Consider the following 27,000-nt stretch of genomic DNA (forward strand, 5'->3'; position numbering starts at 1 on the left):
AAGCAAGCCCGCTTGGAAGGGGCTCCTCGCAAGGAACCTGCCGCGTCCCTTTGAGCACCCGTCGTGGAGGAAGGGTAACCGGTTCTCGGTCGCGGCGGACGTCGTGGAAGGACCTCAACCTGGGTCGCTCTCCGAGCCAACGGCCGTTCGAATTCGTTCAAAGAATTCATCCAACGAACCTTCGTCCTCCTGCTCCAAGCAATGGCCCGCGCCAGCTGAACGTCCCTGGCGTGGCGTGATGACACGACCTGACCTTGTAGTGCACTCGGATTGGAACACCAGCGGCCGGTTCCAATGGTATGCGCAAGCGGAGCTCGGAGCGGACGGTGTCTATCGGGTCGATGGCGCGGCCCCTGTAGGCGAGGTTCCGGCCCTCATTTCGTACTTGCTGCGCAAGGCCCGGACTGGCGCGACCGTGCTGGCGGGATTCGACTTCGGTATCGGCGTGCCCTTGGCTTACGCGGAGCGCATCGGCTGCTCGTATTTCAAAGCTCTGCTCCCGCAGCTCGGTGGGGAGCGCTTTCCGCGCTTCTTCGACAGGGCCGCAACCCGGGAGGAGATCTCACCCTATCGCCCGTTCTACCCGGTCCATGCAGGCCAAAAAGGTGTCACTTCGCAAGCCCATCTTGTCAATGGGCTCGGACTCGGCGCCCGGAGCGAGCTTCTGCGCGAATGCGATCTCGGCACAGAACTCCGTCCCGCAGCCTCCCCCCTTTTCTGGTGCGTGGGTGCCCAGCAGGTGGGGCCTGCTGTGATTTCTGGTTGGAGGAGTCTGCTCCAACCCGCGCTGCACGCGGGACGAGAGCACGTCCGACTCTGGCCGTTCGATGGCGAGTTGGACGAACTACTCACTCCAGGTGGGCTCGTCATCGTGGAAACGTATCCGCGGGAATTCTACGGCCACCTCGGGGTGGCACCGGTCCAGAAGAACGAGCCCTCCTCGCGGCGTCTCGCTGGTGAAAGGCTGCAAGACCACGCACACGAGCTTGGCGTGCGGCTCTCTGACGAGTGCCAGGCGCAGTTCAAGGACGGCTTCGCTTCGCCGGGTATGGGCGGCGACGACGGCTTTGATGCCGTCGTCGGTCTCCTCGGAATGCTCAACGTACTGCTCGGGCACCGATCACCCGGAGCTCCCTCCACGGCAGCTCGCCGCGCGGTGGAAGGGTGGATGCTCGGGCGGTGATGCGGAGAACTGTCCTTACGCGAGCGTGTCGGGCATCCACGTGCGCATCTGCGCGACGAGGATGCGGTCCAGAGCGTCCTAATCGGTAATCTCTGTGAGGGGCCACACCTCCTCGGTGGTATCGCCACTTCTCCTCACGTCTGGTAGATGATGGTGCCATCCGGGGCGTGAGGCCCAGGGGGGAGATATGGCGCGACGCACCGCCGCGGCACGGAAAACAGAAAAAGAGCAGGACCTCTTCGGCCTGGAGCCTTTCCTCACTGCCTTTGACCCTTCGGATCTCCCGGGTTCGAGCATCGACCCGCTGGGCTTCGACCGGGGCTACAACTTCCTCGCGGACCGCATCCTCCCGGGACTGACGAATGTCGGGCGCCGCCCCCGCTACTTCAGTCTCCTGTGCGCGGGTGCCTCCCTGGCCCAGGTGGCGGGAGAGCTCCCAGAGCGGATGCAGTACGAGGCGCGGTTGCCATGTGTCCTCCGGCTGGAGCGGCTCTGGGTGCTCGCCAACCTGCTCGGTTCGGATGAGGAGAACCTCTCGTCCCGCGCGGGCGTCCGGGGGGCTCTCTACGGGCGCGACCGGCTGGCCCAGCTCGACGCTCGCGGGGAGAAGAGGACGGGCACCGACTTCGAGCTGCTCGCCCGCCAGGTCACCTACGGCGTCGTCGGTATCTACGGAAGCGTGGCCGAGGGCATGAAGCTCCTGGACCGGTGGACGCTCAGCCTCACACCCGCCCTGGGCGGCCGGCTCGGTGAGGCGTTCCTCGAGGAAACCAAGGTCCCCTCGGCCGTGCTCAAGGCGGCGCGTGACCCCGAGGCCGAGGTCTCGCTCGCGCAGTTGACCGAGTGGGGCAGGCGCGCGCACATCTTGAGCCCGCCGGGAGCGGTCGAGGCGGAGTGCCTGGGTGAGGCGCTCCATGTCGATGGGGTCCGCTCTCGCATGGCGGAGCTGCTGATGGAGTATCCCTACAAGAGTGACCGCGAGACCGAGCTGGGGCGGCTGTCCCGCATCGCGCGCGCCTCGAGCACCCGAAAGGATCACCCCGACCTCCACGAGGCGCTGGAGCTCATCCTCGCCTTCGAGCCCTGCTACCAGGCCATGCTCCTCGCCTTCGAGCGGCTGCTCTGGCTGGCCAGGCAGTTCGACACGCAGTCCGTTCCCGTTGCCACCGCCGCCGAAGACGGGATTCTCGCGGAGGTGGCGGCGAAGCTCCCCGCGGCCGTCCAGGCGCTGGAGCATTCCATCGAGGCCGCTACTACGCCGGCCCTCACGTCCGGCATGCAGCGGCTTGAGGATGCGCGCCAGTTCCTCCAGCGGGCCAGTGCGGCGGTGTCGGGGGGCGGCGGGCCCGGCGCGTTCCTGGAGGAGCTGGTGGGCCGGCACGGGCAGGTCCAGCGAGGCAAGTTCGACATGGGACGTCCCAAGCTGCCATGGATAGAGCGGCGAGGCTCACGCTTCGAGCTGACGCTCGCCCGGGCCGGAGACCTGCGGGACGAGCCCACCTCGGTCAAGCAGATCCGCCCGCATGAGTACCGGGTGCAATCCGCGGACGCCCTCATCGCTGCGGCCGAGGGGAGGGTGGCATGAGCGAGCAGTCCTCCGAGGTGAACGGGCGCAAGCTGATGGATCGACTCGCCCCCAATCCCGACGTGCTGGGCCCCCTGCTGGGCGTCCTCGCCACCACCTACGAGTTCGACGCGACGTTCTTCGAGTTCGACTTCCTGCCGATGTGCCTCGGCCTGGGCGCCTGGGATGACCGGAAGTGGACCAGCCGGATTGCCCTTCAACGCGCCCTGGCTGGCATGGAGGCCACCGTTCTGCTGATGGACGGGCGGCGGTATCGCGGCAGGCCCCGCTCGCTCCATGTGGAAGTCCGCCCCGTGGTCGGGGACGAGGGCCAGCTCCAGCATGCCAAGGTCTTGCTGCTCGTCCACGAGAAGGCCGTGCGACTGATGGTGGGCAGTGCCAACGTTACGGAAGCTGGCTACCGGATGAACCGCGAGGCGGTGCTCCCGCTCGGGGTGAGCGAGGAGCGGCCGGAACTCGCGCCCCTGATTCGTTCCGCGCTCGAAGCCATGCCCACGGTTCTCGCTCCCTGGTGGACCGAGTCCGCCGAGCTCATCCGCTCCCTTGCATTGGAGCGGCTCGCACGCTGGGCGCCCACGGCCCCCGTGGGCGATGCGCGCTTCGTGTGGAGCGGCCATGGCGAGCCGCTCTGGCGCACGTTCCTCTCGGAGTGGGGCGAGGAAGAGCCGGTCGAGTCCATCTCCATCGTGTCCCCCTTCTGGTCCGAGGAGCAGGGCACGGGGCCCATGACGCATTTCCTGTCAGAGTTGCGGAGCCGGCGGCTGCTCCAGTCCGGCACGAGGCTGGAGCTGTACGGCGAGGCGTCCACCAGCGCCGCGAAGACAGCGAGGCCCCGTCTTCCCGAGTCCCTGCTCTCGTTCGAGGCCGCGCACTTCGAGGTTGCTGGTGTCGCGCACGCAGTGGACCCGATGGTCCTCCCGGATGAGGTGGGGGGCCGGACGGACTTCGTCCAGCGGCGCTCCCTGCACGCCAAGGTCGTGCTGCTGCGTGGCAGGAAGACCTCGCTCGCGTATGTCGGCTCGGCCAACTTCACCCGGCACGGCTGGGGGTTCCCCGGAGTACCAGGCCGGCCGAACATCGAGGCAGGCGTCATCTTGAGGAGGACGGGCGCGGCGGCCAAGGCGCTCGCGCGGCTGATTCCTCCGACGGTGGGGCAGGCCGTCGAACTGGGCGCGTCCACGCTACCCGCCGCCGTACCCGCCGAGCCGGAGTCCGACGATGACGTGCTCTGGCCCACCTTCCTCCGGGAAGCCAGCCTGACGCCCCGGACCGCATCCGAGCGGGAACTGCTGCTGGAGGTGAAGCTCTTCCCGGAGCGGCTCGCGGGGCCCTTCGAACTCCGGCTGGGAGAGGGAGGAGAGCTCCTCGCGCGATGGGAGCCGGGGAGCGAAACGCCCGTGGACACGCTGCGGATTCTCCTGAGCGCGGAGTCGCTCCAGGCGCTGCTCCAGTCGAAGGAGGTCCACGTGGGCTGGTGGGCGTCGCTCAAGGGGCAGTCCTTCCCGGTGAACCTGGATATGGCCGCGCGCCTGCAACTCCCCATGGGGGAATCCTCCGGGCTCCCCGGGGAGCGGCTCCTGCTGGCCTACTACCAGGGACGCATCGCGTTCGAGGACCTCTTTCCACCTCCGCCGGGGTTCGAGGAGCCTGGCGGGACTGTTGCTGCTCCAGCCCTCGTCGAGTCCGAGGTCGACACCAGCCGCATCCAGTCGTACCAGATCCGGTCCTTCGTCGAGGCGCTCACGGGAATCGAGCATGACCTGCGCAAGGCGGCCGAAGGAACGGAGACATCCATCCGGCTGGCCTTGCTGGGGCCGGTCAGCCCGGTCACCCTTGGTCGCCAGGTGGCGGCGGCGGTGAAGGCGGGGCAGCGCTCGGCAACGGCGGGGGCCTTCCAGGTCGTCGAGATTGCTGCCGCGTTGCGGAGGGCGGGCGAGCAGCTCGCGGATGTTCCCGAGCGTGCAGCGACTTTCGAGAAGTACGCCCGAGTGGTGCGTGAGGAGCTCACGGGGCTGCTCCACCAGCTTCGGAAGGATTACCCCGGCGAGGTCGGGACGGGCTCGTTCCAGCGCTATGTGCGTTCTATCCAGCCAGGCTTGTGGAGAGCTTCATGATTCCGCTCTCGGAGCATTTCGACCTGGGACGTGACACGACGCGCATCAAGGACAAGCGTGACGCTGACCGGCAGAGCGTCACCGCGAGGCAGCTCCTGGCGCGGCTCTTCCATCCCAAGAAGGACCAGCGATGGGAGCTCCAGTTGCTCGCCGACGAGGTCGGGATGGGGAAGACCTTCGTCTCGCTGGCGGTGGCCTACTCGGTCTTACAGGCGATGGGCTCGGGCCGCCCGCCGGGAGAGCTGGAGGGCTGCTATCGCAAGGTGCTCATCGTCACCCCGCACAACCACGCGCTGTTCACGAAGTGGGAGCGGGAAGTCAGTGAGTTCGTCCGCCGTTGTGTCCTGCCGGAACACCAGCCGGAGGCGCAGGGCTGGTTCAAGCCGACGTCGGTGGACCGCATCGATGACCTGGTGAAGGCGCTCCGGCGGCCGGGCAATGGCGGCTGCGTCGTCGTGGCGAAGACGGGCATCTTCGGGGCCCAGAAGCTCATGCACTACGACCTGAAGCGCCGCTTCATGCTGGGGGTACTCTTCCGGTACTGGGGCAACCGGTTCGGCGTACCGGCTCGCGAGCGGCTTCTGAAAGGTGCCCCGGAGGGGTGGCCGGGTGACCCGTACGCGCTGACCACGCTCTCCGAATGGGAGGCGGAGCTACTTCCTTGGACCGAGGAGCAGGCGCTCGACGCGCTGGGCCGGCTCGAACAGCCTTCCCTCGCCAGCCAGTCGACCCTCGCGGAGCTGCTCGAGGTCTGCCGGGAGATCAGCGAGCCTTACCAACGCTCGCGAGACGAGCAGTTCAAGCGAGTGGCCACACTGCTGGTGGACGTCTACCGGGACATCTGCGTCGAGATGCTCCGAAGCCATCTGCCGCTCGTTATCGTCGACGAGGCGCACAACTGGAAGAATGGCCCATCTGACGGGAAGAACGGCTACGCGGAGTTCCGGCGCACCATTGCGTGCAGGACTCGCCGGATGCTGTTGCTGACCGCGACGCCCTTCCAGCTCCGGCCCCAGGAAATCCTGGAGCTGTTGCGAATCATGGATGACATGCACCCGGGGCTGACGCGCGCGAGCAGCAGCGAGCGGGTGGAGTTCCTGCGAGCCCATCGGGAGCAGGTCGTCAGCCCCGTCCTCCAGTACGCGGCGCAGGCGAGCCGGAGCTTCTCCAGGGCGTGGGCCCGCCTCCCGCTGCGAGTCCGCCCGGAGGCGCTTCAGGCGCTCTGGGATTCGAGGCCCCTGGAGGCGGCGCGAGGGGAGTTGAGGCGGATGGCGCGGGAGCGGGGCGCACTGTCATCCGCAGTGGTGGACCCGTTCGTCCGGCGCGTCGTCCTCGAACTCGATCCGGAGGTGCGGGAGCTGTTCCGCGAGGCGCTCAAGCTCTTCACGTTCAACGCGGACCTGTCGGAGGAGCTGGGCAGGCAGGTCATCCGCCACCGGCGGAAGACGGAGCACCGGCTGTTCCGGGTGGGAGACGAGTTCCAGCAAGAGACCGCCGAAGTCGCCGCCCGCGCGGACCGGCACCTACTCCACGCCGCGCCCGGTATCGACGTGCGGGGGGACGGGGAGCTGCCGCACTACCTCCTCATGCGCTGTGTGACCGAGATGCACCGCGAGCAGAAGCGGGTCCGCCGCTCCTCGCTCGGGACCGCGCTGACGGGCTGCTATTCCACCCTGCTCAAGTCCGCCGAAGGGAAGAACATCTCCAAAGCGCTTCGCGAGTCTCCCGCCGGGAGCGTCTATCTCGACCTGCTGATGGGGATGGTGGATGAGAAGCAGGATGCGGACCACCCCAAGGTCAAGGCGCTCACCGAGCACGTCATCCGCGCCTGGCACGCGGGAGAGAAGACGCTCATCTTCTGCTTCCGCAACAACACGGCCCGGCGGCTCCGGGAGATTCTGAGCGACCGGATCCACTCGGAGCTTATGGCCCGGCGGCAGCGCTGCCTTGGCGGCGAGAAGTCCATGAAGGCGTTGCGCAACCGGCTCACGCGGCGTGACGGGGACCTCATCGTCTTGGGCCTGGACCGGGTGCTGCTCTCGTATGCATGGGTGCTTCGCGCGGAGTGGGGTGGCACCCGGCTGGAGGATTTGCTCACGCTCGGGGGAGACGAAGTCGAGGCACTGGCTCGCGTCGGACTTCGCCACGGGGTGCGCCTGGATGAGGAGGACGTGGATCGCGTCTTCCTCAACCGGGCCACTGAGCACGTACTCGCCAGGAAGTTGATACGGGAGGGGAGGGCCACGGGCCGGTGGAAGCTGCTGTTGGAGCAGCTCTCGCAGGAGGAGTGGGTCGAGAGCCCCTATGGCCTCACCGCTCACGCGGATGCGGAAGGCGCGGGGGAGGATGCCGCCAGCTTCGACGAGCGCGGCGTGCACGCCGTCTACCCCGTCCGGCGGGAGCCCACGGACGCGGAGGTCGCCGAACTCGCGAGGGCCATCGAGAGCCGCCGCGGGCGGGCCCGTCGCAACGGAGCCATCTCCATCTACGATGCCTACCTGGAGGCCCCGAGCCTCTGGCTGGGGACCCAGCCCATGGCCATGCTGGAGGGCAGCTCGGGGGTCGCGGAGCTTGTCCAGCTCCTCCAGACGCACCTCGACCAGGTCACCTGGGAGAAGGGCGCGTTCGAGTGGGACGGGCGCCGGCGTGTCCTCCAGGCGCTGCGCCGCGCGGTCCTCCGTGAGTCGGTCCTGGTCCGATTGCTCCCCGAGCGCACCAGGCGGGAGGAGAGCGGCTGGGGCGAGCTGCTCGTGTCGGCCTTCTTCGAGCCGATGCTGGGGCAGCTGGAGAGCATGGCTCACCGCGTGGCCGTCTTCCTGGAGGACGTCAGCGCTTCCAGCGGGAGCTTCCAGGACGCACGCAGTGCCCGGTCATCCTTCCTGGAGGCCACCCGGCTCCGGGAGGGTACCTTCGTATCGCTCGTCTCCGGAGAAACGGACACGGCGACGCGCGAGCGGGCCTTTGCTGGCTTCAACTCGCCCCTCCTGCCCGAGGTGTTGATCTGCACCTCCGTGGGCGCGGAGGGCATCGACCTGCATCGTCACTGCCGGCATGTCATCCACTACGATCTCGCCTGGAACCCTGCGGTTGTGGAGCAGCGGACCGGGCGGGTGGACCGCATCGGGAGCAAGACCTTCCGCGAGCGCCAACTCGCAAGGCCGGGGACGGACATCTTTCTGGGGGTCTCCGTTCCGTTCCTGGCGGGCACCTATGACGAACGGATGTTCGAGGAGTTGCGGCTGCGAGCCCAGATGTTCGAGGTCCTCACGGGAGGGGACGTCAGCGCCGACAACGTCGAGGGCCGCGATGACCTGGACGAGTCGGAAGGCAATGAGGATGGCGTACGACTCGTATCGCTGCCCGCGCGAATCATTGATGACCTACGTGTCCGGCTGCACGTCTGGGAGGATCCTGGCGATGCGCCCTCTCCGCGCTCTCGTCGCACTGCGTCAGTGGGTTGAGCGGGCTCGGCCCAAGCGACATCTCGGGCAATGGTGTCCATCCGGAGGATGTGCCATGCCGACAGAGCGGAGCCTCCGGGCCCGTCGCCGGTCCACAGGCGTGGCGAGGTGGGGGACTCATGGCGATTTCCTCCCCCACTTCTCCCCCACTCGGGACGTGCCAGAAGCGGCCAGAGAGGGCCATCTTCAGAGGGAAACGCCCGGGGTTGCCTCTGCCCAGCCCCGATTCGTAATCAGTAGGGCGGCAGCAATTCGTCGCTGCGCGAGTGGGGGCGTCTGCACATGACGCAGCACGTCGGCCAAGTAGTCCTCGGGGTTGAGGCCGTTGCCCTCGGAGGTGGCCACCAGGGCGTAGAGGTCGGCGAGGCTCTCTCCGGCGGGGGCCGTGTCGTCGATTGGGCTCGAAGGGCGACAAGGGGACGAGGAGCCTCAAGGTGGGCCGTAAGCGGGAACTACACTGCTACATCTTCCTTCGACGAGACTCGACTCGATGATGATGGCAGGTGTGTAAGTGCCTGATTTTCCTGGCAACGTTCGACGTAGTTGCATGAGACGCGACGTGATTTGCCGGGTTCGAATCCCGCCCTGGGCACTCCGAATCAGGCCTCCGAGTCGAAAGACTCGGGGGCCTTTTTCGTTTCGGCCGGTGATCGAATGCCTGCCGTTCTCGGGCTGCACGTACGGAGGGCTTCGGGGCATCCTCGCGTGTCATGGCGCCTCGATCGTTGTGCGTGTCCTTGCTGTTCGTCCTGATGACCACCCAGGGATGCGCCACGCTGCGGCCTCGCGCGGAGTGTTCGGCTCACGGGGGAGACACGTGGCATGAGGCGCGGAGCGAGCACTTCCGCGTGTGGACGGACCTGGACGAGGACGATGCCCGGGATGTCGCCGTGGCACTGGAGCGCACCCGGGCGATGGTGGGCCTGTGGTGGGGCGAAGGCTCGGAGTTCAACCCGCCGGGGACCATGGATGTCGTCGTCCTCCGCCGCCAGGGGGCGCTGCTGGAGTTCGCTGAGCCCGGTGTCGCCGGTTATGTGAATACGAGCTACGCCTATATTCGCCCCTTCGCCGTCATGGCCGATGGCGACCGGCAGCGCGTTCCCCAGGTCATTCGCCACGAGCTCGTCCATTACCTGAGCCGGTTCGTGCTGCTGAACCAGCCACGTTGGTTCGCGGAAGGCCTGGCGATGTACCTGGAGGTCTCCGAGGACCGGCTCGATGACACGGTACAGATGGGACTGGACCACCCAGACGCGCTCAACAGCGTGCGACTGCGGGGCGTGTTGCCGCTGGAAAAGCTCTGGGCCTGGGACGTGGCCGCGCCTCCCGAGCATGAGCGGGCCCATCACTATGCATCCGCCTGGGCATGGGTTCACTACCTGCTCAACTGGCAGGCTGAGCGCTTCGCGGACTTCCAGCGGCGCCTGGCCCGTGGGGAGCCGTCGAAAGACGCCTGGGAGGTTGCCTTCTCGGGGGTCTCCGTTCCGGAGCTCGAGCGAGCGCTCGCGAACGTTGTCCGAGGTGACGCCGAGTACACCATCGTCACCCGGAAGCTGCCCGCCGTGTCCACCGACGTCGCGGTGCGCGTCATGGGGGACGCGGACGTGCACCTGACGCGCGCGTGGCTCCACCTGTTCCCGGGTGGGGGAGCGCTGACGCCTGAACAGCGCCGCGAGGCGGCCCGGCTCGACATTGTCGAGACACTGAGGCGCGAGCCGGGACATGTCGGCGCGGCGGTGCTCGGTGCTTCGATGGAGTCAGATATTGCGACGAAGCTCGCGCGGGCACGCGAGCTGGTGGCGGCACATCCGAACAGCGCCGAGGCCTGGGGGTTGCTGGGCGACGCGCTGGAAGGCGACGCCTCCGCGGCGGCAGAGCGAGGGGACGCGCGTCGCAATGCGGTGAGGCTGGCTCCCGAGGAGCCTTCGCTGCGGGTCGCGCTGGCGCGGGAGTACTCCGCCAATGGCCGGCATGGCAACGCGCTTGCCCAGGCGGTGAAGGCCGCGCAGCTGGCCCCCTGGAGCGAAGCGGTGCAGGCCACACTGGCGGTGGCGACCGCAGCCCGGGGCCGATGCGACGATGCGCTGGTGGCCGGGGAGCGCGCGGTGGATCTGCTGCACGAGTCCGTTTCGGACCACCAGCGCTCCGCGTACCGTGCGTGGCTCTCCTCGCAAATCTCAGCGCACTGCGCCTCGCGTCCGGACGTGCCTGCGCAGGTGTCACCCGGGACGCCGTAAGGCGGGCCGTTCCGTGGAGGGGCACTCGGCGGGCCCGACGTGTCTCCGACAACAGCCCGCGCATGCTCGCACGGCCATCGGGGGCCTGCGCCTACCAAGGCCCTTGAGGTACAGCCCATTGTGCAGGCCTGTGGGCGCGTGGAGTGCAACGCGAACCTCCGGCTGGCGCCGCCCCCGTGAAACCGGGGCGACTCCAATCCCCCGGAAGGCGATGCGTATCGCCAGCGCCGCGAGCGGAAGGCGCTGGCGGCGACCTGGCGCGAGACGGGTGAGCCCCCGTCTCGCGCAAACGCGCGCTCAGGCAAAGATGACCGGTTCGCCCAGCTCGTCGCCGTCCTCGTTCACCTGGACGAACTCGAGGTCGATCGGGATCTTCCGCTCATGGGCCAGCGTCACGAGGCGCTGGAGCCGCTCGCGGGTCGGACCAAGCGCACCCTCCATGGACCCTTCGAGCAGATACTGGGGAGGATTCCCCGGCCGGGTCGCCGCCTCGTGGCAGAACAGGTAGAACCCGTCGCTCTCGGACACCATCTCCACGCCGATGCGTCCCACCCGGGTCCGCGGCTCCGGGATCTTGAATCCATCCTGGAGGAGGCGGGAGATCGCCTGGGCGTCGTCCGTCGTGAATCTTCCGTTGAATGAGAACTTGTCCATGACGTGGGTCTCAGTTTCCGCTGATGGGCATGTCCGGGACCATGTCGAAATCGCCATCGCGCCTCATGAGCGAGATCGCCTCGAGGTTCAGGTGCTCATAGGCCGCCGAGAGCGACTTCCTGAGGTTCTTCAGGTCCTTGGAGAGGTCTGACTTCGAGTTGATGGTGCCCGAGAGCATGGCGTTCGCGAACGTGCTGGCTACGGCGTTGTACTTCTGCTTGTTGTCGTCGATGTCCTGAGCGAGCGCCATCAGCTCCTCACGCGACATGCTCTTCAGGTCCAGCGGCTGCCCGGGCTTGCGCGGGTTGGCCTCATTGACGAGCCGGGCCCTGCCATTGAAGTAGTCCACCAGCATCGTGTTGAACGCAGCGTCATCCATGAACACCGAGAGGTCGACGTCGTTGGCCTCGGGGTTGCGCAGCGATGAGCCCTGGACCCGCACGTCATCCGTGGGGAGCCCGGCCTGCTCCAGTCCCTGTACCAGCTCCTGGCTGAAGCGTTCGAACTCCGCCCGGTCGTTGAACTTGTATGGGAAGCCGCGCGGACTGACCTCGTTGGCCCAGTTCTCCATCTGCTGCTTCAGGTCCGTGGCGCTGATAGGCTTGGCGTCACGAGAGCCGGTGTAGATTATGTCTGTGATGAGCCGCTCATCCAGCCCCAGCTCCTGGCCCCGCTGCACGATGGCGTTCAGCTCGTCATCGCTGTAGCGCATCGTGAAGGTGTTGCCCTTGTTCGTGAAGGTCGGATTCGCGATGCGCTCCTCGACCTGTTGACGCACCCGGTTCGCGACCGAGGTGTCGCGCTCCCCGCTCGGAGTGACGCCCGTCGTGTCCTCCATGGCCACGTAGCCACGTCCGGCGGTCAGCGAGTCGACCTGCGCGGCGTGCGTGCGCAGCTGGCTCTCCACGCTGGAGATGCGCTGCTCCAGGTCCGCGAGCCGCGCGGCGCTGGCGGGAGCGGACTGGCCCGAGGCCGAGTTGATGGCCTGGTGGAGCTGCGTCTGCATGGCCTCCATGCTCCGCAGGATGCTGGAGAGCTTCTGCACCTCCAGCCGGGACTCGAAGCCCTGGGTGCCGTAGCCCGGCATGCCGGTGATGGCTTGCTTCACCTTGTCGATGAGCTGGCGCACCTTGCCCACGGCGCCCTCGTAGCGCTGGAGCATCCGCGCCGTCTCCATGTGCGCCTGGATGTCCTCCTTCGTCGCGTCCGGCCCCGCCTCGATGCGCACCTTGCCGTCGTCGTAGCGCACATGCGTCGTGCGGCCCTGGAGCTCGGGGTTGCGCACCACGGGGACGGGGGGACGTCCGGTGTTGTCGGTGCCCACCTCGGGCTGCGTGGGACGCGTGCCATCCGGCCGCGACGGGCCATTCGTCTGGGGCAGCGGAATCAGCTGCCCCGTCGCGGGGTTCACCCGGTACTGGGTGGGCCGGTTCTCCACCCGGTTCGGTGGAGGACGCGCGGCCTGCTCCGGCCCGGCCGTGGTGCCAGGGCGCGAGTCCGTTCCCGTCGTGCCGGGCCTCGGGTTGTTGCCCGTCGTCCTGCCAGGCCGATTGTCGGCCCCCGCCGTCGTGGTGCCCGGCTTGGGGGCGGTCCCCGTCGTCGTCGTGCCCGGCGTGCCGGGCTTGTTCGAGCCGTTGGCCCCGTCCGAGCCATTGGTGCCGTTGCTCCCGTTGGAGCCGTTCGAGCCATCGCTCCCGTTGGTGCCATTGCGCCGACGACCACCGCCCAGACTGACCGTGGTGCCGCCGCTGCCGCTGCCACCCTCGGCGGTGACGTCGCGGTGTCGCCCATTCACCTCGAAGTCCACCACGCCCAGCTTCGCGCCCACCCCCAGCTCGCGGTCCTTGAACGAGCCGGTGGTCATCTGCGCGTCCACATTCACACCCTCGAACGCGTTGTCGAAGTTGCCGTTGACGAGGTTCCTGGTGATGGTCTGCACCTCCTCGCCACTCAGGCCGCTGACCTCGGCGGTGAAGAACTTCCCCTCGGGGCCCGCGTCCACCGAGCCCTCGATGGAGATGCTCGTCTCCGCGGGGCCCGCGAACGCCGCGCTCGCGGGGCTCGCGATGAACGCGAGCATGTCCTTGGCGTCCACCTTGCTCGCATCGAGCGGAATGCTGGACTCCATGCTCACCGAGCCGGTGACCTCGCCGCCGACGTTGATGCCTGCCTTGCCCTTCAGGCCGCCCGCGATGCTCGCCGCGCCCGAGCCCTCGATTTCAATCGAGCGCACCAGGTGCGTCGGCTTGCCCTTTTCGAACTCCACGCGGTAGCTCGTCGTCGCGCCGATGCTGGCCGACAGCTCCGCGTTGGCCGCGCCGAACTTCGCGCCCAGGCCCGCCTCGGCCTCGGCGCCGACGTTGACCTCCATCGCGGACAGGTGGTCGAGCATGAACTTGTGGTCTTCACCACCCGACGCGAGTGCCGCGGGGCCCTTGCCCAGGATGACGGCCGCCTTCGCCGCCTCCTCGGGCGTGTCGAAGGTCATCTCCACGCGGCCACCGGCCGACACCGACGCCGAGCCCACCAGGCCCACGCCGACGTCCCCTGTCACCTCCGCCGACAGCTGGTACTTGCCGTCCGCCGTCTTCTCGACCTCCACCTCGCCATCGATGCCGGCCTTCAGCCCGACCTTGACGTCGAGGTTGCCACTCAACGTCAGCGTGTCGCCGGGGCTGTTGAGCTTCTTGATTTCATCCGCCACCGCGTCCTCGACCGGCGCGGTGATCTGGTCAATCGCCATGTCGATGGGCTTGAGGACGATGTCCTTGGCGAAGCCCAGCGCGTCCTTGGCGAAGTCCCCGGCCATGCCGGCCAGGTCTCCCAGGCCCTCGGTGACGAAGTCCTTTACATCCTGGTGCCAGGGGAGCTGGCGCTCCTTGTCCAGCTCCTTCGGCTCCTGGTCCTTCTTCACCTGACCGTTGGCATCCACCTCGAAGCCGACGTGGTCGTACTTCCAGCGGTTGTCGCTCGCCTCCTGGAGGCTCTTCACCTCGGTGGGCTGGTGCTTCATCTGGAGCTGGCCGTTCGCGTCCACCGTGCCCGAGGACTGCGACACCGTCTGGGTGCGGTTGGCGTGGCCCTCGTCGAAGCGGCTGCCGTCCGGGTCATAGCCCGTCACCGTGGTGCGGCTGGTGACGTTGCCCGGCGTCTTCTGGGAGACGGCGGGCAGCGAGTCCGTCGTGACGGCGCCCTTCGGGCCGCGCGTCACCTCCTGCTGGTTTCGCACCACCTGCACGCCGTTGCCGTTCGTGTCCGACTTCAGCGCTTGGGTGGCCACCGACTCCGTCTTCTGCGTGGAGACCGCGGGCTCGCCCTTCGCGTTGTAGCGCGTCTCCTCCGTCACCGTGAGGCTGGACTCACCGGGCCTGAGGGACGTGGGCGAGTTGTCCGTCTTGTGGTGGTCCTCACCCTTGGACGCGTCGTTGAGCGCCTTGCTCTGCGCGGACTCGAAGCCATTCACGGCGTCGGCGTTGAAGCCCGGAGTCCGGATCTCCGTCTTCTTCACCTGCTTCGTCGGAATGCCCCATTCGCTGTAGTCCGTCTGCGTCGTCATCGTCGCCGGGCCCTTGGGCGTCCCGGTGCGGTTGGCCAGCGCGGCGGGCGGCTTCTCCATGCGCACCTCCTCGAGGCGCGACTGGAGCTTCGGGGGGGACTTCGACGTGTCGTACTTCGTCGTCGACGTCGTGGTGGTGGCGCCTGTCTCCGGGTGCTGCTGCGTGTGGCTCTTGCGCGACTCGAGCCCCGTCGTCTTCCCCTGCGCGTCCGCCGTCTTCGTCCACGTCGTCTCGCGAGCACCACCTTCCTTCGGCGTCTCCTTCGTCGTCACCGTCGACGTATAGCTGCCGTCCTTCTTGACGGTGACGGTGTTGCCACTCTTCGCGTCCGACAGCGTCGTCTCGCCCGTGGTGGCGTTCTTCTTCACGTCATACGTCGCACCCGAGGAGGGGTCCGTGAACTTCTGCCCGTCCTTCAGCTTCGTGGCGTCCCGCACATCCTTCGCGTCCAGCGCGTTCAGCGCCTCCGGCGGCTTCTCTCCCTCCACCGGCTTGACGGAGCCCTCCGGCGGCGGCGCCGTCGTGCCCAGCAGCTTCTCCAGCTCCGCCTTGCGGCTCGTACCGTCGAACGCGGACACCAGCTCGTTCTTCTTCGGCTTGACGCTGTCGATGTCCTTCTGTGTGTATGGCTGAGGCTTCTTTTCCTGGGCGGCGGCGGTGTTCGCCTTGCGCATCGCCTCCTCGGCCCTCTTCGCCGCCAGCGTCACTTGCTCCTCGGTGGCCTGCAGCTTCTTCTCCGCCGCTGCGGCCTTTTCGTCGGCGGCCTTCTTCGCCTTCTCCGCGGCGGCCGCGTCCGCCTGCGTCTTCCTGGCCTCCTCGGGCTTTTGCCCAGGCTTCACCGCGGCCTTCTTCGCGGCATCAGCGGCCTTCTTCGCCTCGGCCTGCTGCCTGCGAGCCGCCTCTGCCGCCTTGCGGGCTTCGTCCGCGGCTTTGCGCGCGGCCTCCGCCGCCCTGCGGGCAGCCTCCGCTGCCTTCCGGGCCTCTTCCGCCCTACGCCGGGCCTCTTCCGCGGCTCGACGCTGGGCTTCGGCCGCAGCGGCTGCGTTCGAAGTCCCTGCTCCACCCGTAGGTGACAGACCCATCGCGCTCCCCCTTATCCATCAGAAATGGCTCTTCATTATCGGAAGGAACGAGGGAATGTTCCCTTCTCGGATGCGAGGCTTTCCGAACGTTGTCGGGTGATGATTAGCAAGAAACAGGTGCCGGTGTCCGACATGCCTGCCCTTGAGTCAGGCAATCTCCGTCATGGACTTACAGCAGTGCCAGGCGGCGACAGGGTGTGTGGGAAGTATGGAACCTCCGCATAGGCAGATACAGTGAGGCAAGGGTGTCCTGCGACCTTGTTCCGAACAAGTTGCCATGCTAACCATTTCCCGGAAATCGAGTGGCATGGCCCAGACGAAGTGCTGTCGAGGCGGCGCGCCAAGGACGGGACATGTTCTTCCTGAAGGAACTGCCGACCCGGCAGATGCTCGAGGGATATCACCAGCGCTTCCCCTCGATGAATGTCGAGGCGGTGGAAGGCGCGCTGCACCTGCTCCGTGATGCGAGCGTGCTGCTGCGAGCGCTCGAAGCCTATTTCGCGGAGCATCAGCTGTCGCAAGTGCGCTTCCTGGTGCTGGTCGTGCTCGACCGGGAGCCTGAGCTTGATGGGCTCATGGCGAGCGAAGTGGCTTCCAGGCTCGATATCTCCCGTCCGCTCATGACGCGCACGCTCCATGCGCTCGAGCAAGACGGGCTCGTCTCCTCCACGGGCCATCAACAGGACGGGCGCGTCAGGGTGGTTCGCCTCACGTCGAAAGGCAGCCGTCTCCTGGAGCGGGTGCTGCCTGGGTACTACCAGATCATCGAAGCGTTCATGCATCAGCGGAGTCCGCCGGCCGAAAAGACACCCGTGAAGGAGGAGAGGAATGCCGGACGTAGAAGTTAAGCGAAGGCTTCTTGGCACCATGGCGCTGTCGGTCCTGGTCGCTGTGACGGCGGCGGGGTGCGCGGCCCACCGAGCGCGAGAGGTGGTGGCGCTTCCGGATGGGTGGCACGCACGCAACTTCGAACCCGTTGGCTACACGGAGATGGGCGGCCATCCGGCCTTCAAGCTGGCCGTGCACGAAAAGGACGGGCGCTGGTACCTCTATGCAACACATTTCTGGCGGCCAGGGTTCAGCGTCATCGACGTGACGGACCCTGCCAGGCCGGAGGTCCTCGGTTTCGTCGCGGATGCACCCAATACCTATACGTTCCAGGTGGACCTCGCGGAGGGCCTCATGGTGACCTCACGTGAGAAGCCCTTCCTGGCGGGACTGGGGGACCCTCAGGCGGACTACGCGGAAGGCGTGGCGCTCTGGAGCATCGCCGACCCGGCGAAGCCGCAGCTCCTGGGGGAGTTCCGGACGGGTGGGGGAGGGACGCACCGCAACTTCTACGGCGGTGGCCGTTACATGCACCTCTCCGCGGCGATGCCCGGCTATCGCGGCAACATCTACGTCATCGTCGACATCTCCAACCCCGCCGCGCCGGTCGAAGCAGGGCGGTGGTGGGTTCCGGGACAGCACGAGGCTGGCGGCGAGCGCTTTGGCTCGAAGGCGGATGGCGAGGCCATCGAGCCGCCTGACCATACCACGCATGGGCACGAGGCCTGTGGCTCGGACTCGGATGTGCACCTGCACGGTCCGCCGTACGTCGTCGGGGAGCGCGCGTATCTGCCTTACGGCTCGGCGGGGCTCATCGTGTTGGACATTCAGGACGTTTCCAGGCCCCGGCAGGTGGGCCGGCTCGACTTCAGCCCGCCGTTCCACTCCAAGTTTGGCGTGCACAGTGTCGTTCCCCTGCCGGACAAGGGATTGGCCTACGTCTGCTCCGAGAGCGTCGAGTACGCCAAGGGAGCGCTCCATCACGCGTCGATTGTGGATATCTCCGAGCCTCGCCGCCCGTACCTCCTGTCCCTCCTTCCGGAGCCTGCCCCTCCGCCGGGTGCGCCCTATCGCGATTACTTCGAGAAGGGTGGTTGGCGCGGGCCGCATAACTTCAATCAGTTGCAACACAATCCGGATGTCGAACCCCAGCAAGGGCTCTTGTACCTGGCGCACTTCAATGCGGGTTTGCGCGCGTATGATGTCTCCAATTCGCGCCGGCCCCTCGAGGTGGGCCACTTCATGCCTCCCGAGCCGCGCCAACGCTTTGGCCCGCTGCCCATCGGAAAGCTCGCCCTGCAGACGGAGGACGTCCTGGTGGACCGCCGGGGGTACGTCTACATCTCGCACAAGAACCAGGGCATCTGGATTCTCCGCTACACGGGGGAGCGGCCCGAGGCGCCCGCCGCGCGCAGTCCAGCGACTCCGTGAAGAGCGGCTACGGGCCGCCGCGCACGGACGCCGCGATGCCCATCTCCTGGATGAGGAAGACGGTGCGCTCCGTGACTCCCGGTGCCACCGTCAGCGCGATGCGCTCCGTGCCCTTGATGAAGGTGTCGTCGGGGCCCGGCGCGTAGCCCTGCGCGGCGAGCTTCTCTCGGTAGAACGCGCGGACCTCGGCCGGAGTCGCCGTCGTCGGGTAGCTCATGGACTTCATCCACTCGAGCTGGGTGCTGGTGACGGGGCCACTGCCCGGGTAGACGGGAGCGAACGCGGGCACCGACTTCTGCTGCCGCTTGCCCAGCTCCGCGGAGCTGACGATGAGCGTCGTCGCGTTCTTCCCTGACGGCTGCAGGATGACGGTGTACGAGATGAGGTTGTCCGTATCCAGCCCGGTCACCTGCTCGCCGAGCTGCAGCTTCATCTCCGCCGTCGCCTCCGAGAGGTACAGCCCCCTCCGGATGAAGAGCTCGCGGAAGTGGGCCTTCAGCGTCGCGACGTCCTTGTTCGAGACGAGCGTCGAGGTCTCGATGACGACGCCGTCGACGACGGTCTTCTCCGCGAGCGTTGGCTTTGAAATCGCCCCCGGGACGTCCTTCACGAAGGCGTTCGCCGAGGCGGTCGGCCCCACCGAGAGCGTCATCACCCACGTGGTCGCGACAAGGAGGGCTCGGCTCAGTCGCATGTGTACCTCCCGAGGTAGACGAACCGGGTCGCCGTTCGCGAACGGAGCCTGTTCGCGGCGTCGTAGGACTCGCGGTACGTTCCGCGCCTCATGCCCAGTGATGGGGTGCGCACGACGTTGTGGTCCATGGGCTGCGTCTGCCAGACGCGCTCGTGGGACTCTCCGAAGGTGCCGGACTCCTCACCCCGGAAGCTCAGGTAGAAGCCCGTCACGCGCCCCCGGGGCACGCTCCCGACGACGTCCTGCGTCCATCGCTCGGGCAGGCCCGTCCAGCCCATCGACCGGTCCCATCCCTCGTGCGCGAGGCTGTAGAAGGCCTGATTCTGGCAGCGCTGTCCGGGGACGTCGTCCTGGAGGAGGGCGCACTCGAGCTCCTCGCCCTCACCAGAGGTGAGCCCGTGGTCCCCCAAGAGGATGTTCAGCGAACCGCGGCAGGTGGTGCCCGCCACGGGCCGGCCCAGACCGCACAGCCTGAAGGCATCCCGCGTGAGGTGCTCCGTCGAGAAGAAGCCTTCGTCCGCATCCTGGAGGAGTCGGGCCGGAATGTTGATGGTCTGCACGGCACCTTGCGTGATGCACGAGAGCGCTCCCGGCTCTCCGTAGGCGGGCGTGTTCGCTGTCGCCGCCACGCGGAAGCCATTGCGCGGGTCCTGGTTGCGGATGCACGCCGTGGTGAGCTCGCCGGCCCGGGTGTAGAGCTGGGTGAGCCCCCGGTTGCCCTGCTTGCTCTGGCGACCATCCCAATCCCTGTACCGCTCGTTGGTGGTCTCCGTCACTCGCGGCGCGGCAACCCGGCCCGAGTCGTACCAGGCCCAGGCGTCGACGCCGTCCACGCCCGGGCGCTCGACGCGGTAGGCGGTGGCATCCCACGTTGCCGCCGCCACCGCTTCGTGGGCCTTCAGCGACAGATGCGTGAGCTCGGCGAAGTGCAGGCCGAACATCAGGACGGTGACGAGCACCAGGAGGCCGAGCACGGCCTCCACCATGGCCTGTCCACGCGCACCCTTCACGCGCTCTTGGAGGCTCTTTCTCGTCACCATCCGGTGTACCCGTTCCTGACCAGGCTCTCGAGCGCGCCTTGGGCTTCGGTGGCGCCAGTGTCCGAGAGGAATGCACCCGCTCGTGCGTCGAACGTGTTGCGCTCGGGGGATGCGTCGCCAGGCCGGTCGATGGAGAACCGCGTCAATCCGGCCCGCCAGTACGGAGCGAACAGGTTGGGCGGCTCCGTCGAGTGCTGGAACCGGTGGTAGTAGACGATGCCGGAGCCCACCGCCACCTGGCGTGGGGCGCCGCCGAAGGTCTGTCCACCCCCCAGGTCGAGGGTCCTGCCGTCCCCGGGAGCGGTGCGGAAGTTGAACGAGAGGTCCCAGACATCTCGTTCCGGCGCCGGGTCGCGCGACAGCGCCGTCACCAGCTTCGGCTGCCCCTGGAGGTTCTCCGCATCCAGGACCTGGGCGCCGTTGAAGTCGACGAAAGGTGGAAACGTCTGGACCGCGTGCTGGGTCCGATGGCCGACGCCTGAGTGCTCATGTGAGGAAACACTCACGGCGCCACCGCCGACCCCGCGCCCCGCCAGGCCGATGGCTCCCGCGATGGGGAAGGCGGGAATGGGCGACGCGCACATCGTCCAGTTGCGAAGTCGCTCCATGGCTCCCGGTACCCGGCCCACGTCCGCGAGGGGAAGGAAGGCGACGCGGGTTCGCCCACCCTGTCCATCATGGGCGCGTGGCTCATGGGGCCGGCCAGAGGGAAGCGGCGCGTAGGCGCTGTCGTAATAGCCTTTGCCATTCCGAGAGCCGCTGAAGAAGATGTGGCCGGCGGCGAACAGGACCCGCGAGCGATGGGCGACGCTGTCCGACGAGAACAGCCGGTCCCATTCGCCACCTTCGCTCCGGTCGCGCAGGAACGGGTGCCCGCGGGTCCCCATCACGATGTGCCCGACCTCGTGTGGCTCACTGCCTCGGCGCGGCGTCGCATGGTCGAGCACCGCGTCGGTCAACTCCCGCTGGGTGACGTCCGCCCCGGCGGGTTGGACACGGACCTCGTCGGGCGCGACGAGGTTCGCCCGGGACAGGTACTGCCGCGCGAGTCCCTCGGGGCCGTCTCCCACGCGGGCGCGGGCTCGCGCCAGCAGCTCGACCTGCGCTGCGTGGATGCGCTGCGCCGCGTTCCAGCGCGGCAGCGTCTCCGAGGTGAAGAGCTCGGTGTCGCGTCGCAGCTTGCCGCGGACCTGGTTCGCATGCACGGTCGACAGCGTGGCGAGCGCGAGGGTCTGCGCGAGCGCACGCGAGCACAGGCGGCACATGGGCTTGGGCGGCGGAAAGCACTGAAAGACCGTGTTGACGCCATACGGCACGGCCATCAGGCGGAACAGCTCCGCCGCGTTGTCCGCGTGCTTCCAGTACAGCGTGGACCACGAGATGAGGCTCAGCGTCCCGAGCGTCGAGACGGCGTGCGCCACCTGGACCCGGTTCATCACCGCCACCGCGTTGAGCGCGCGTGCCGTCGTCACCGCCGAGCTGTAGGCGGCCGCGTCCGCCAGCGTCTGCAGCTCCATGCGCTCCTTCACCTTGGAGCCCATGGACAGCGTCATGCTCACCATCACCGCGAGCAGCAGCATTGTCAGGGCGAACAGCACGAGCGTCTGCCCGCGCAGGGCCGGTCGGAGCCGGGTGTTCATGGCGTGAACCCCGGCGCCGAGCACTCGGCCTCGGCGAATTCGGACAGGCGTGGAGGTGTCATCATTCGCATGGTGGAGGAGACCTCGATGGGGAACATGTAGTGCCCGCGTGCGAGCCGGCGCCGCAGCTCGTCCGCCGTCCGGGCGTCGAGGCTCGGGCGAGGGTTGGCTTCCCAGTTCGCGGTCCGGGTGAGCATGAGCGGGTCCTGGCTCGTGTAGCTTTCGATCCCCAGCCGTGCCGCGGCGATGCGTGAGAACACCCAGTCCGCGAAGGGGATGCGCAGCGGCGCCCAGAAGATCATCCGGACCTCGAGCCGAAGCGGCTCCGTTCGTCCGGCGCGGGGCAGGGGCTGGTCGAACGCGACCACGTCCGCGACCGTGGGCGCTGGCTGCTCTCGCACGAGCCACACGAGGGCTTCGGTGGCGGCGCCAGCGCTGGTCCAGCCCGCTCCCTTGTAGCCCTGGTAGTGGTTGTCGCGGAAACGGCCAAAGGCCTGGCCGAGCTGTTCGCCGGCAGAGGCCCCCGGAAGCGTCCGGTCACCGAGGAACGAATGCACCGCGGGAAGTACCGAGAGAATCGCGGCGTGGGTCATCGGTGTGCAGGCGCCGTGATTCAGGGAGCCGACCCGTGTCGCCTGGAACACCCCGTACTGCGCGAAGAGGCGGGCCTGGGAGAGAAGGAAGAGCTGCAGGCAGCCCAGAATCACGAACAGGACGAGTGGAAGCGTCAATGCCGTCTCCACCGCCGCCTGTCCGGATTCGCGCCGCATGTCTGTTCTTCCTGAAGCTGAGGGTTGCTTCCGAAGCCCGTTGGCCTATTCCCGCCCAGGGCCTTCGCATATGAAGCGACCGGCCTTCTTGAGCTGCTCGACCTGCCCGGGACAGAGGACGGGCTCGCCGCTGCGGTCGCGGCAGAACATCTTCGACGCCTGCACCATCGCCGCGCGCAGCTCCTTGTCTTCGGCCGCGCTGCAGCGTCGCATGGTGCCTCCGCCGCTCATGCAGTGCTTGTCGTCGCGACGCTGCCTGGCCATCGCGCGCGTGTCGTTGACGCGCTGGCACCGCGCATAGCAGATGTCCGAGGCACGGCCGCAGTGCTGGCGACACTGCGCTCTGCTCTCGCATTGCGCGGTGCACTCCGCCTGCCTTTTCGCGCACCGCTGCGCGCAGTCGTGGTCCGTGCGCCTCTCCCGGGACGATGACGTGGCCTTCTGGTTCGAGCTGCCGCCGCTACCCGCCGCCGAAGAGGAGATGACGGGAGGCTTGACGTGGCCGAACTCAACTGGAGCGTCGTCGCCGCGCTTTGAGTCGGGGCGGCAGAGGCCGTCGAGGCCACACGTATGCCCTGGCTGGCTGCAGCGCTCGTTCGAATCACAAGCGAACAGGATTCCCTCGTCCGGGTCCATGCGCTCACAGCCTCCACCCAGGGCCGCGACGAATAGCAGCAGCATGACCGCCGGGGATGGACGCTTGTGGGAAGGCATGAGCGCACTTCCTCCTGGGGCGTGAGGCGATGTGTGTCAGATCTTGAGGCGCGGGGATGTCAATGATAGACAATGCCCTGAGGCCGGTAGGGCGTGCATTGTCCTTGAGGGTCTGCCTTTGCTTGGTGCAGGAAAGGACGTGGTCCGCAGTGTCGGGTTTCGGACGGACGGTCTCCCGGGGCCTGCCGTCTTTTCTGCCAGGGGCAGGGTCCCCAGGCGCGGCGTGCGGGCCATCAGGGGCCTGGAAGCTGACGATTGGGTCGGTGGTATCCGGGCGCTCTGATGGAGGGGGCCCAGCCAGAATTTCACTTTCGCTTCGCCAACTCGCGGGCCTGCGTCTGCACGCACGTTATGGACGAGCGTTGATCCACGGGGCCTTCGACGACGCGCCCGAGCACTGGCTCCAAGTCGGAGCGGGGCATGACCTCGGTGAGTGCATGGAGCGCCGCATCGCCTTTTCGAGGGTCATCGACAAGCTCCAGGAGCCGGGACGCCCGCGCGGCGCGTGTTGCCTGGGCGAGTGCGTGAACATCGAGCTCGGGCGCGAGTTGTTCGACCAGGGGCCAGTCTCCCAAGGAGGCCGCCCACCAGACCGTGCGTTCACGCTCCTCGAAGGACTCCGCGGCGACGGTGCCAGCGAGGGTCACCGCTTCGGGGGAAAGCCGGAAGACAGTGGAGCCCTTGCTGAAGAAGTACTGGATGAGACCGGCTCGGTGGAGCGCCGGTGGCAAGAGCTGCATGCTGTATCGGTCAGCGTGAAGCGCCAGGAGGCGCTCTTCGGGGACCGCGCCCCGGGAGGGGGCCCACTCGCTTGCCGCGTGGGTGTGCCGCAGAGCCGTCGCGCGCCAGTTCCTCCGGGCGAGCCCCTAGCGCCTCCACGACGATTCGTACCCAGCGCTGGCGGGGGAGATGGCGCATGAGCGCGACGACCATCCATGCGTCCCAGGGGGACGGCTGGGTCTTCCGGTCTCGCAGTCCTGCTATCGCCGCGCTCAGCGGGCCCGGGATTGGCTGGAGGGCCTCACGAATTTCGCGCAGCATCCTCATTCTCCGTCCATGCGCCGCGCCGGCTCGCGGTTCGACTCCACGGACCTTACCGGAAGTGGGGCATGGTACGGCTGAAGTTGCCCGTTCTCGCGGCGTCCTACTCGCTGTGCGAAAAGGGCATCGCCCTGAAGCGGCGCCCCAGGCCCGTGGAGGGGCCTGAGGCTTGTTTCCTGAGGGCCATGCCCCCGGACGAGCGGCTCAGCCCCGTCCGGAGGCCCGGGGCATCACTCCGCCCAGTAGCTGTCCGTGTAGACGCTGAAGCCGGACACGGTGTCGACGAAGAACGCCGCGCTGTGGCCGCTCCAGGGGTCACGCGAGTAGCCGTAGTAGCAGCCGAAGAACGAACGGCCCTCGATCAGCGCGTCCAGGTTCGCCAGACCGGCTGCCTTCACGGCCGGGTCCACCTGCGCGCCGGAGTACTCGGCCGAGGCGATGGTGGCCAGGACCTCGGCGCGGACCTCGGCGGCATCCGCCAGGTGCGCGCGGGGCTCCACGCCGAAGACCCGCTCCGGCTCGATGCCGAAGCACTCGTGGATCTGGAAGTTGTAGAAGCGGTCGCCGTGCAGGTTCGTCCACCAGTCGAAGTGGCGCGCCATGACAGCACCGCCGTGCGGCTTCGGCAGGTTGTTCACCGCGTCGATGAGCGCCTCGAACGGACGGCTCAGCGTGGCGGCGTTGCGGAGGTTGCGGAGGCTCACCTCGGCGATGCCCGCCGTGTTCGCGATGGCGTCCACGTTGGTGAACGGGCGCGCGTTGCGCAGGTTCAGCGCGCCGTTCCAGGCGTAGGGGAGGATGTCGTGCAGCTCGGTGGAGCTGACGGTGTTCACCAGGTTGACGACGGCGGCCGCGTCATCCTGCGAGAGGGCGAGCCCATCCGCGATGCCGTAGCAGTCCGCGTCGATGTAGCCCTGGCCGCGAGCGCCCTGCTCAATCTGCTCCAGGCGCGCCGGACCGACCAACGACACGGAGGAGATGTCCTCGATGGACACGAACGGCGCGACCGCGCGCCGGTTGACCAGGTTGTGGGCCACGTTGCTGGGCAGATAGGCGTCCAGCGTGTTGAACGTGGCCTGGTTGACGAACTGGAGGATGCCCTGGCACTCGGGCGCCACGTCCACGTCCGTCTCGGTCAGCGGCGCCTGCTGCTGCTCCAGGGGCTGCTGCGTGGACGTCTCGGTCTCGGTGGGGCCGCAGCCGGAGAGCAGACCGGCGGCGAGGAAGGCGGAACCAACATAACGACGCATCGGGGGAACTCCTGATAGGGGGGACAACGAAGTGAGACGGCTTAATACACCAAATCCGCCTGTTTCTGGCAATCCTGATTCGGTGTTGAGCTATGTCACAAATTTGTTCTTCGTTGTCTCCACTCCAGGTGTGTCCAAAGCCCTCTTTGCGTCGCGATAGGGTGCCATGTCCCTCTGGGACAACCCCTCGCGTCCTTGTCCGATGCCGCGCGATTCATCGGCTGCCGGTGCGCGGGCAGGTGATGAGTGATTGGCTTCTGGAGTGTCTGTTTTGAACGTGCCGCGTCGGATTTATCTGCGACGGCACGCGGCTTTGCCTGGAGGCGGCCGTGACCGGCATGGGGCGGGATGAAGCGTTGGGGGATGGACGCTTGAAGTGGGGTGAAGACCGGATTGCGGGGAATAACTGTGGTATGCTCCGTGCGTGGGGATTATCGGTCCAAGCCGACCTGGAGTTGCGCCGCGCAGCGCGGTGGTGCCCTCTTCGTCCCAGGCGCGGGAGGCCCAGGTTTCGCCGCCCGCGGTCCGTGCGACTGCCGAGCGGCGGCAGTCCGTCCCTGCCGGGGACGGGTTTGAGCCTTCCCGTGCGGCACCCCGGGTGAACCTCTCCCCGCAGGTGGCGGCCACGGGGGGCGGGCAGCGGCAGCGGGCCCTCGAGGTGACGCGGCAGTGCCCGCCGGGCTCGGTGGGTGCGGCCATCCGGCCTCTGCTGACAGGGGTCATGGGTGTCATGGGCGCGACGGGACATGCCGCGGGCGCGCTCCCGGGGGCCCTGGTCCACGCCATGCCTGTCGTGGGACCCGTGCTGCGCGCCACCGGGGCAACGAGCCCGCTGACTCGGCTGGGGCCCGCGGCGGAGACCTACGCCCGCGAGTTCGGCGCGGGCCAGGTCGGCGAGTTCTACGAGCAGCAGCGGGAACTGCTGAGCCAGCCCGCGACCGAAGCGAACATCGCGGAGTTCGCGCGTCGCGAGACGGAGTTCTTCCAGCGGCAGCCTTCCGCCGAGGCCAGGGCCTTCGCGTCCATCCTGAGCGCGGAGGACCGCGCTGCGCTCATCGGGCTCAGCGCGCGGTTCCAGCGCCAGCTCCCCTAGGCGGGGAATGCGTCAGCGCTCGCTGGGCGTACCCGTCGCGGCTGGTGCACTTCGTGGCGTTGGTGTCGCCCAGTCCCAGGCGACCACCGCCCAGTCGTCCGTTGCGTCCTGGTACGTGTGGATGGTCTCGAAGCCGACCCGCTCGTGCGCTCGCAGGGAGCGGAGGTTTCGCGAGGACACCTCCGTGACGATGAGGTCGAACCGGTCCCGGAAGTGGTCCCGGTGCTGATGGTAGAGGCGGTCGAACAGCCCCTGACCCCGGTGCGCCTTGTCGATGCAGATCTGTCCCATGACATAGAACCGGTGCTGGTTCAGGGGCTTGCCGCGGAATTCGAGCGTGTCGAAGAGCGCGAACATGGGTTCCAGCACGGGGGTCAGCGTTCGGGCCTCACGGGGCATCGTCAGGGCGTAGGCCACCAGTGCCTCCCCATGATGGGCGACGATGCTGGGCGCCATGGCGTGCATCTGCTCGAGTGCCGGCAGGTCGTGCTGGACGGTGACGAATCCCTGTGAGCGCATCTCGTCCGCCGACAGCGCCTGCTTCAGGTTTCTCTGCTGCAGCGCCAGGATCTGCTCCAGCTCGGCCCGGTGCTTCACCGCGGTGACTGTGTAGGTGGGCTCCATGG

Annotated in this window: 18 protein-coding genes; 8 read left to right on the forward strand and 10 right to left on the reverse strand. The window is 67.7% G+C overall.

Annotated elements, in window-relative coordinates:
* The first annotated feature begins 238 nt into the window (after window positions 1-238).
* The 5 genes from VZL07_RS29175 (at window position 239) to VZL07_RS29195 (ending at window position 10,580) form a co-directional block, all read left to right on the forward strand.
* Entirely contained in the window at window positions 239-1,183 is a 945-nt protein-coding gene (locus tag VZL07_RS29175; RefSeq protein ID WP_426751141.1) for a hypothetical protein, read from the forward strand.
* A gap of 187 nt (window positions 1,184-1,370) precedes the next feature.
* Window positions 1,371-2,768 (forward strand): hypothetical protein, encoded by a 1,398-nt coding sequence (locus tag VZL07_RS29180; protein ID WP_426751142.1) that lies wholly within the window; start codon window positions 1,371-1,373, stop codon window positions 2,766-2,768.
* The gene (locus VZL07_RS29185) at window positions 2,765-4,882 is read left to right on the forward strand and encodes a hypothetical protein (RefSeq protein ID WP_426751143.1); all 2,118 of its coding nucleotides are present in this window, start codon (window positions 2,765-2,767) and stop codon (window positions 4,880-4,882) included. Before VZL07_RS29180 ends, VZL07_RS29185 begins: the two co-directional genes overlap by 4 nt.
* Entirely contained in the window at window positions 4,879-8,343 is a 3,465-nt protein-coding gene (locus VZL07_RS29190; protein ID WP_426751144.1) for a helicase-related protein, read from the forward strand. The genes VZL07_RS29185 and VZL07_RS29190 overlap by 4 nt, the downstream gene beginning before the upstream one ends.
* Before the next feature lie 731 nt (window positions 8,344-9,074).
* The gene (locus VZL07_RS29195) at window positions 9,075-10,580 is read left to right on the forward strand and encodes a DUF1570 domain-containing protein (protein WP_426751145.1); all 1,506 of its coding nucleotides are present in this window, start codon (window positions 9,075-9,077) and stop codon (window positions 10,578-10,580) included.
* A 297-nt stretch (window positions 10,581-10,877) separates the two neighbouring features.
* On the opposite strand, the gene VZL07_RS29200 is transcribed toward VZL07_RS29195, so the two are convergent.
* Both VZL07_RS29200 and VZL07_RS29205 read right to left on the reverse strand, forming a co-directional pair.
* Complete coding sequence (locus VZL07_RS29200) at window positions 10,878-11,234, reverse strand: hypothetical protein (RefSeq protein ID WP_426751146.1); 357 nt, start codon at window positions 11,232-11,234, stop codon at window positions 10,878-10,880.
* Between the two features lie 10 nt (window positions 11,235-11,244).
* Complete coding sequence (locus tag VZL07_RS29205) at window positions 11,245-15,630, reverse strand: hypothetical protein (protein ID WP_426751147.1); 4,386 nt, start codon at window positions 15,628-15,630, stop codon at window positions 11,245-11,247.
* 596 nt (window positions 15,631-16,226) lie between these two features.
* Here VZL07_RS29205 and VZL07_RS29210 point away from each other — a divergent pair.
* Complete coding sequence (locus VZL07_RS29210; RefSeq protein ID WP_426751148.1) at window positions 16,227-16,721, forward strand: MarR family winged helix-turn-helix transcriptional regulator; 495 nt, start codon at window positions 16,227-16,229, stop codon at window positions 16,719-16,721.
* A gap of 19 nt (window positions 16,722-16,740) precedes the next feature.
* Window positions 16,741-18,132, forward strand: coding sequence for an LVIVD repeat-containing protein (locus VZL07_RS29215; protein WP_426751149.1), 1,392 nt, complete (start codon window positions 16,741-16,743; stop codon window positions 18,130-18,132).
* 7 nt (window positions 18,133-18,139) lie between these two features.
* On the opposite strand, the gene VZL07_RS29220 is transcribed toward VZL07_RS29215, so the two are convergent.
* The 7 genes from VZL07_RS29220 to VZL07_RS29250 form a co-directional block, all read right to left on the reverse strand.
* Window positions 18,140-18,826 (reverse strand): hypothetical protein, encoded by a 687-nt coding sequence (locus VZL07_RS29220; protein WP_426751150.1) that lies wholly within the window; start codon window positions 18,824-18,826, stop codon window positions 18,140-18,142.
* On the reverse strand, window positions 18,817-19,866 hold the full coding sequence (locus VZL07_RS29225; RefSeq protein WP_426751151.1) for a hypothetical protein: 1,050 nt from the start codon (window positions 19,864-19,866) through the stop codon (window positions 18,817-18,819). The genes VZL07_RS29220 and VZL07_RS29225 overlap by 10 nt, the downstream gene beginning before the upstream one ends.
* Window positions 19,860-21,506 carry a Tad domain-containing protein gene (locus VZL07_RS29230; RefSeq protein ID WP_426751152.1) on the reverse strand — a complete coding sequence of 549 codons (1,647 nt, stop codon included), beginning with the start codon at window positions 21,504-21,506 and terminating at the stop codon, window positions 19,860-19,862. Before VZL07_RS29230 ends, VZL07_RS29225 begins: the two co-directional genes overlap by 7 nt.
* A complete protein-coding gene (locus VZL07_RS29235; protein WP_426751153.1) occupies window positions 21,503-22,276 on the reverse strand; it encodes a TadE/TadG family type IV pilus assembly protein in 774 nt (257 codons plus the stop codon). The genes VZL07_RS29230 and VZL07_RS29235 overlap by 4 nt, the downstream gene beginning before the upstream one ends.
* A gap of 45 nt (window positions 22,277-22,321) precedes the next feature.
* Window positions 22,322-22,912, reverse strand: a complete 591-nt coding sequence (locus VZL07_RS29240; protein WP_426751154.1) for a hypothetical protein — start codon at window positions 22,910-22,912, stop codon at window positions 22,322-22,324.
* Window positions 22,913-23,295: 383 nt separating this feature from the next.
* The gene (locus VZL07_RS29245) at window positions 23,296-23,730 is read right to left on the reverse strand and encodes a hypothetical protein (protein ID WP_426751155.1); all 435 of its coding nucleotides are present in this window, start codon (window positions 23,728-23,730) and stop codon (window positions 23,296-23,298) included.
* 531 nt (window positions 23,731-24,261) lie between these two features.
* Window positions 24,262-25,281 carry a hypothetical protein gene (locus VZL07_RS29250; protein ID WP_426751156.1) on the reverse strand — a complete coding sequence of 340 codons (1,020 nt, stop codon included), beginning with the start codon at window positions 25,279-25,281 and terminating at the stop codon, window positions 24,262-24,264.
* 598 nt (window positions 25,282-25,879) lie between these two features.
* On the opposite strand from VZL07_RS29250, the gene VZL07_RS29255 reads away from it, so the two are divergent.
* Window positions 25,880-26,374, forward strand: a complete 495-nt coding sequence (locus VZL07_RS29255; protein WP_426751157.1) for a hypothetical protein — start codon at window positions 25,880-25,882, stop codon at window positions 26,372-26,374.
* Window positions 26,375-26,386: 12 nt separating this feature from the next.
* On the opposite strand, the gene VZL07_RS29260 is transcribed toward VZL07_RS29255, so the two are convergent.
* Entirely contained in the window at window positions 26,387-26,998 is a 612-nt protein-coding gene (locus VZL07_RS29260) for a GNAT family N-acetyltransferase (protein WP_426751158.1), read from the reverse strand.
* Window positions 26,999-27,000: the final 2 nt, after the last annotated feature.

Origin of the sequence: Pseudomyxococcus flavus (genome assembly GCF_050038885.1) — a bacterium.
GTDB lineage: Bacteria > Myxococcota > Myxococcia > Myxococcales > Myxococcaceae > Myxococcus > Myxococcus flavus.

What these genes read in the sequence shown, in the direction of transcription:
- VZL07_RS29180 (WP_426751142.1), top strand. Translation starts at nt 1,371, where the DNA reads ATGGCGCGACGCACCGCCGCGGCACGGAAAACAGAAAAAGAGCAGGAC.
- VZL07_RS29175 (WP_426751141.1), top strand. Translation starts at nt 239, where the DNA reads ATGACACGACCTGACCTTGTAGTGCACTCGGATTGGAACACCAGCGGC.
- VZL07_RS29190 (WP_426751144.1), top strand. Translation starts at nt 4,879, where the DNA reads ATGATTCCGCTCTCGGAGCATTTCGACCTGGGACGTGACACGACGCGC.
- VZL07_RS29215 (WP_426751149.1), top strand. Translation starts at nt 16,741, where the DNA reads ATGGCGCTGTCGGTCCTGGTCGCTGTGACGGCGGCGGGGTGCGCGGCC.
- VZL07_RS29260 (WP_426751158.1), bottom strand. Translation starts at nt 26,998, where the DNA reads ATGGAGCCCACCTACACAGTCACCGCGGTGAAGCACCGGGCCGAGCTG.
- VZL07_RS29245 (WP_426751155.1), bottom strand. Translation starts at nt 23,730, where the DNA reads ATGCAGCTCTTGCCACCGGCGCTCCACCGAGCCGGTCTCATCCAGTAC.
- VZL07_RS29225 (WP_426751151.1), bottom strand. Translation starts at nt 19,866, where the DNA reads ATGGTGACGAGAAAGAGCCTCCAAGAGCGCGTGAAGGGTGCGCGTGGA.
- VZL07_RS29200 (WP_426751146.1), bottom strand. Translation starts at nt 11,234, where the DNA reads ATGGACAAGTTCTCATTCAACGGAAGATTCACGACGGACGACGCCCAG.
- VZL07_RS29210 (WP_426751148.1), top strand. Translation starts at nt 16,227, where the DNA reads ATGTTCTTCCTGAAGGAACTGCCGACCCGGCAGATGCTCGAGGGATAT.
- VZL07_RS29250 (WP_426751156.1), bottom strand. Translation starts at nt 25,281, where the DNA reads ATGCGTCGTTATGTTGGTTCCGCCTTCCTCGCCGCCGGTCTGCTCTCC.
- VZL07_RS29240 (WP_426751154.1), bottom strand. Translation starts at nt 22,912, where the DNA reads ATGGACCCGGACGAGGGAATCCTGTTCGCTTGTGATTCGAACGAGCGC.
- VZL07_RS29230 (WP_426751152.1), bottom strand. Translation starts at nt 21,506, where the DNA reads ATGAACACCCGGCTCCGACCGGCCCTGCGCGGGCAGACGCTCGTGCTG.
- VZL07_RS29220 (WP_426751150.1), bottom strand. Translation starts at nt 18,826, where the DNA reads ATGCGACTGAGCCGAGCCCTCCTTGTCGCGACCACGTGGGTGATGACG.
- VZL07_RS29185 (WP_426751143.1), top strand. Translation starts at nt 2,765, where the DNA reads ATGAGCGAGCAGTCCTCCGAGGTGAACGGGCGCAAGCTGATGGATCGA.
- VZL07_RS29235 (WP_426751153.1), bottom strand. Translation starts at nt 22,276, where the DNA reads ATGCGGCGCGAATCCGGACAGGCGGCGGTGGAGACGGCATTGACGCTT.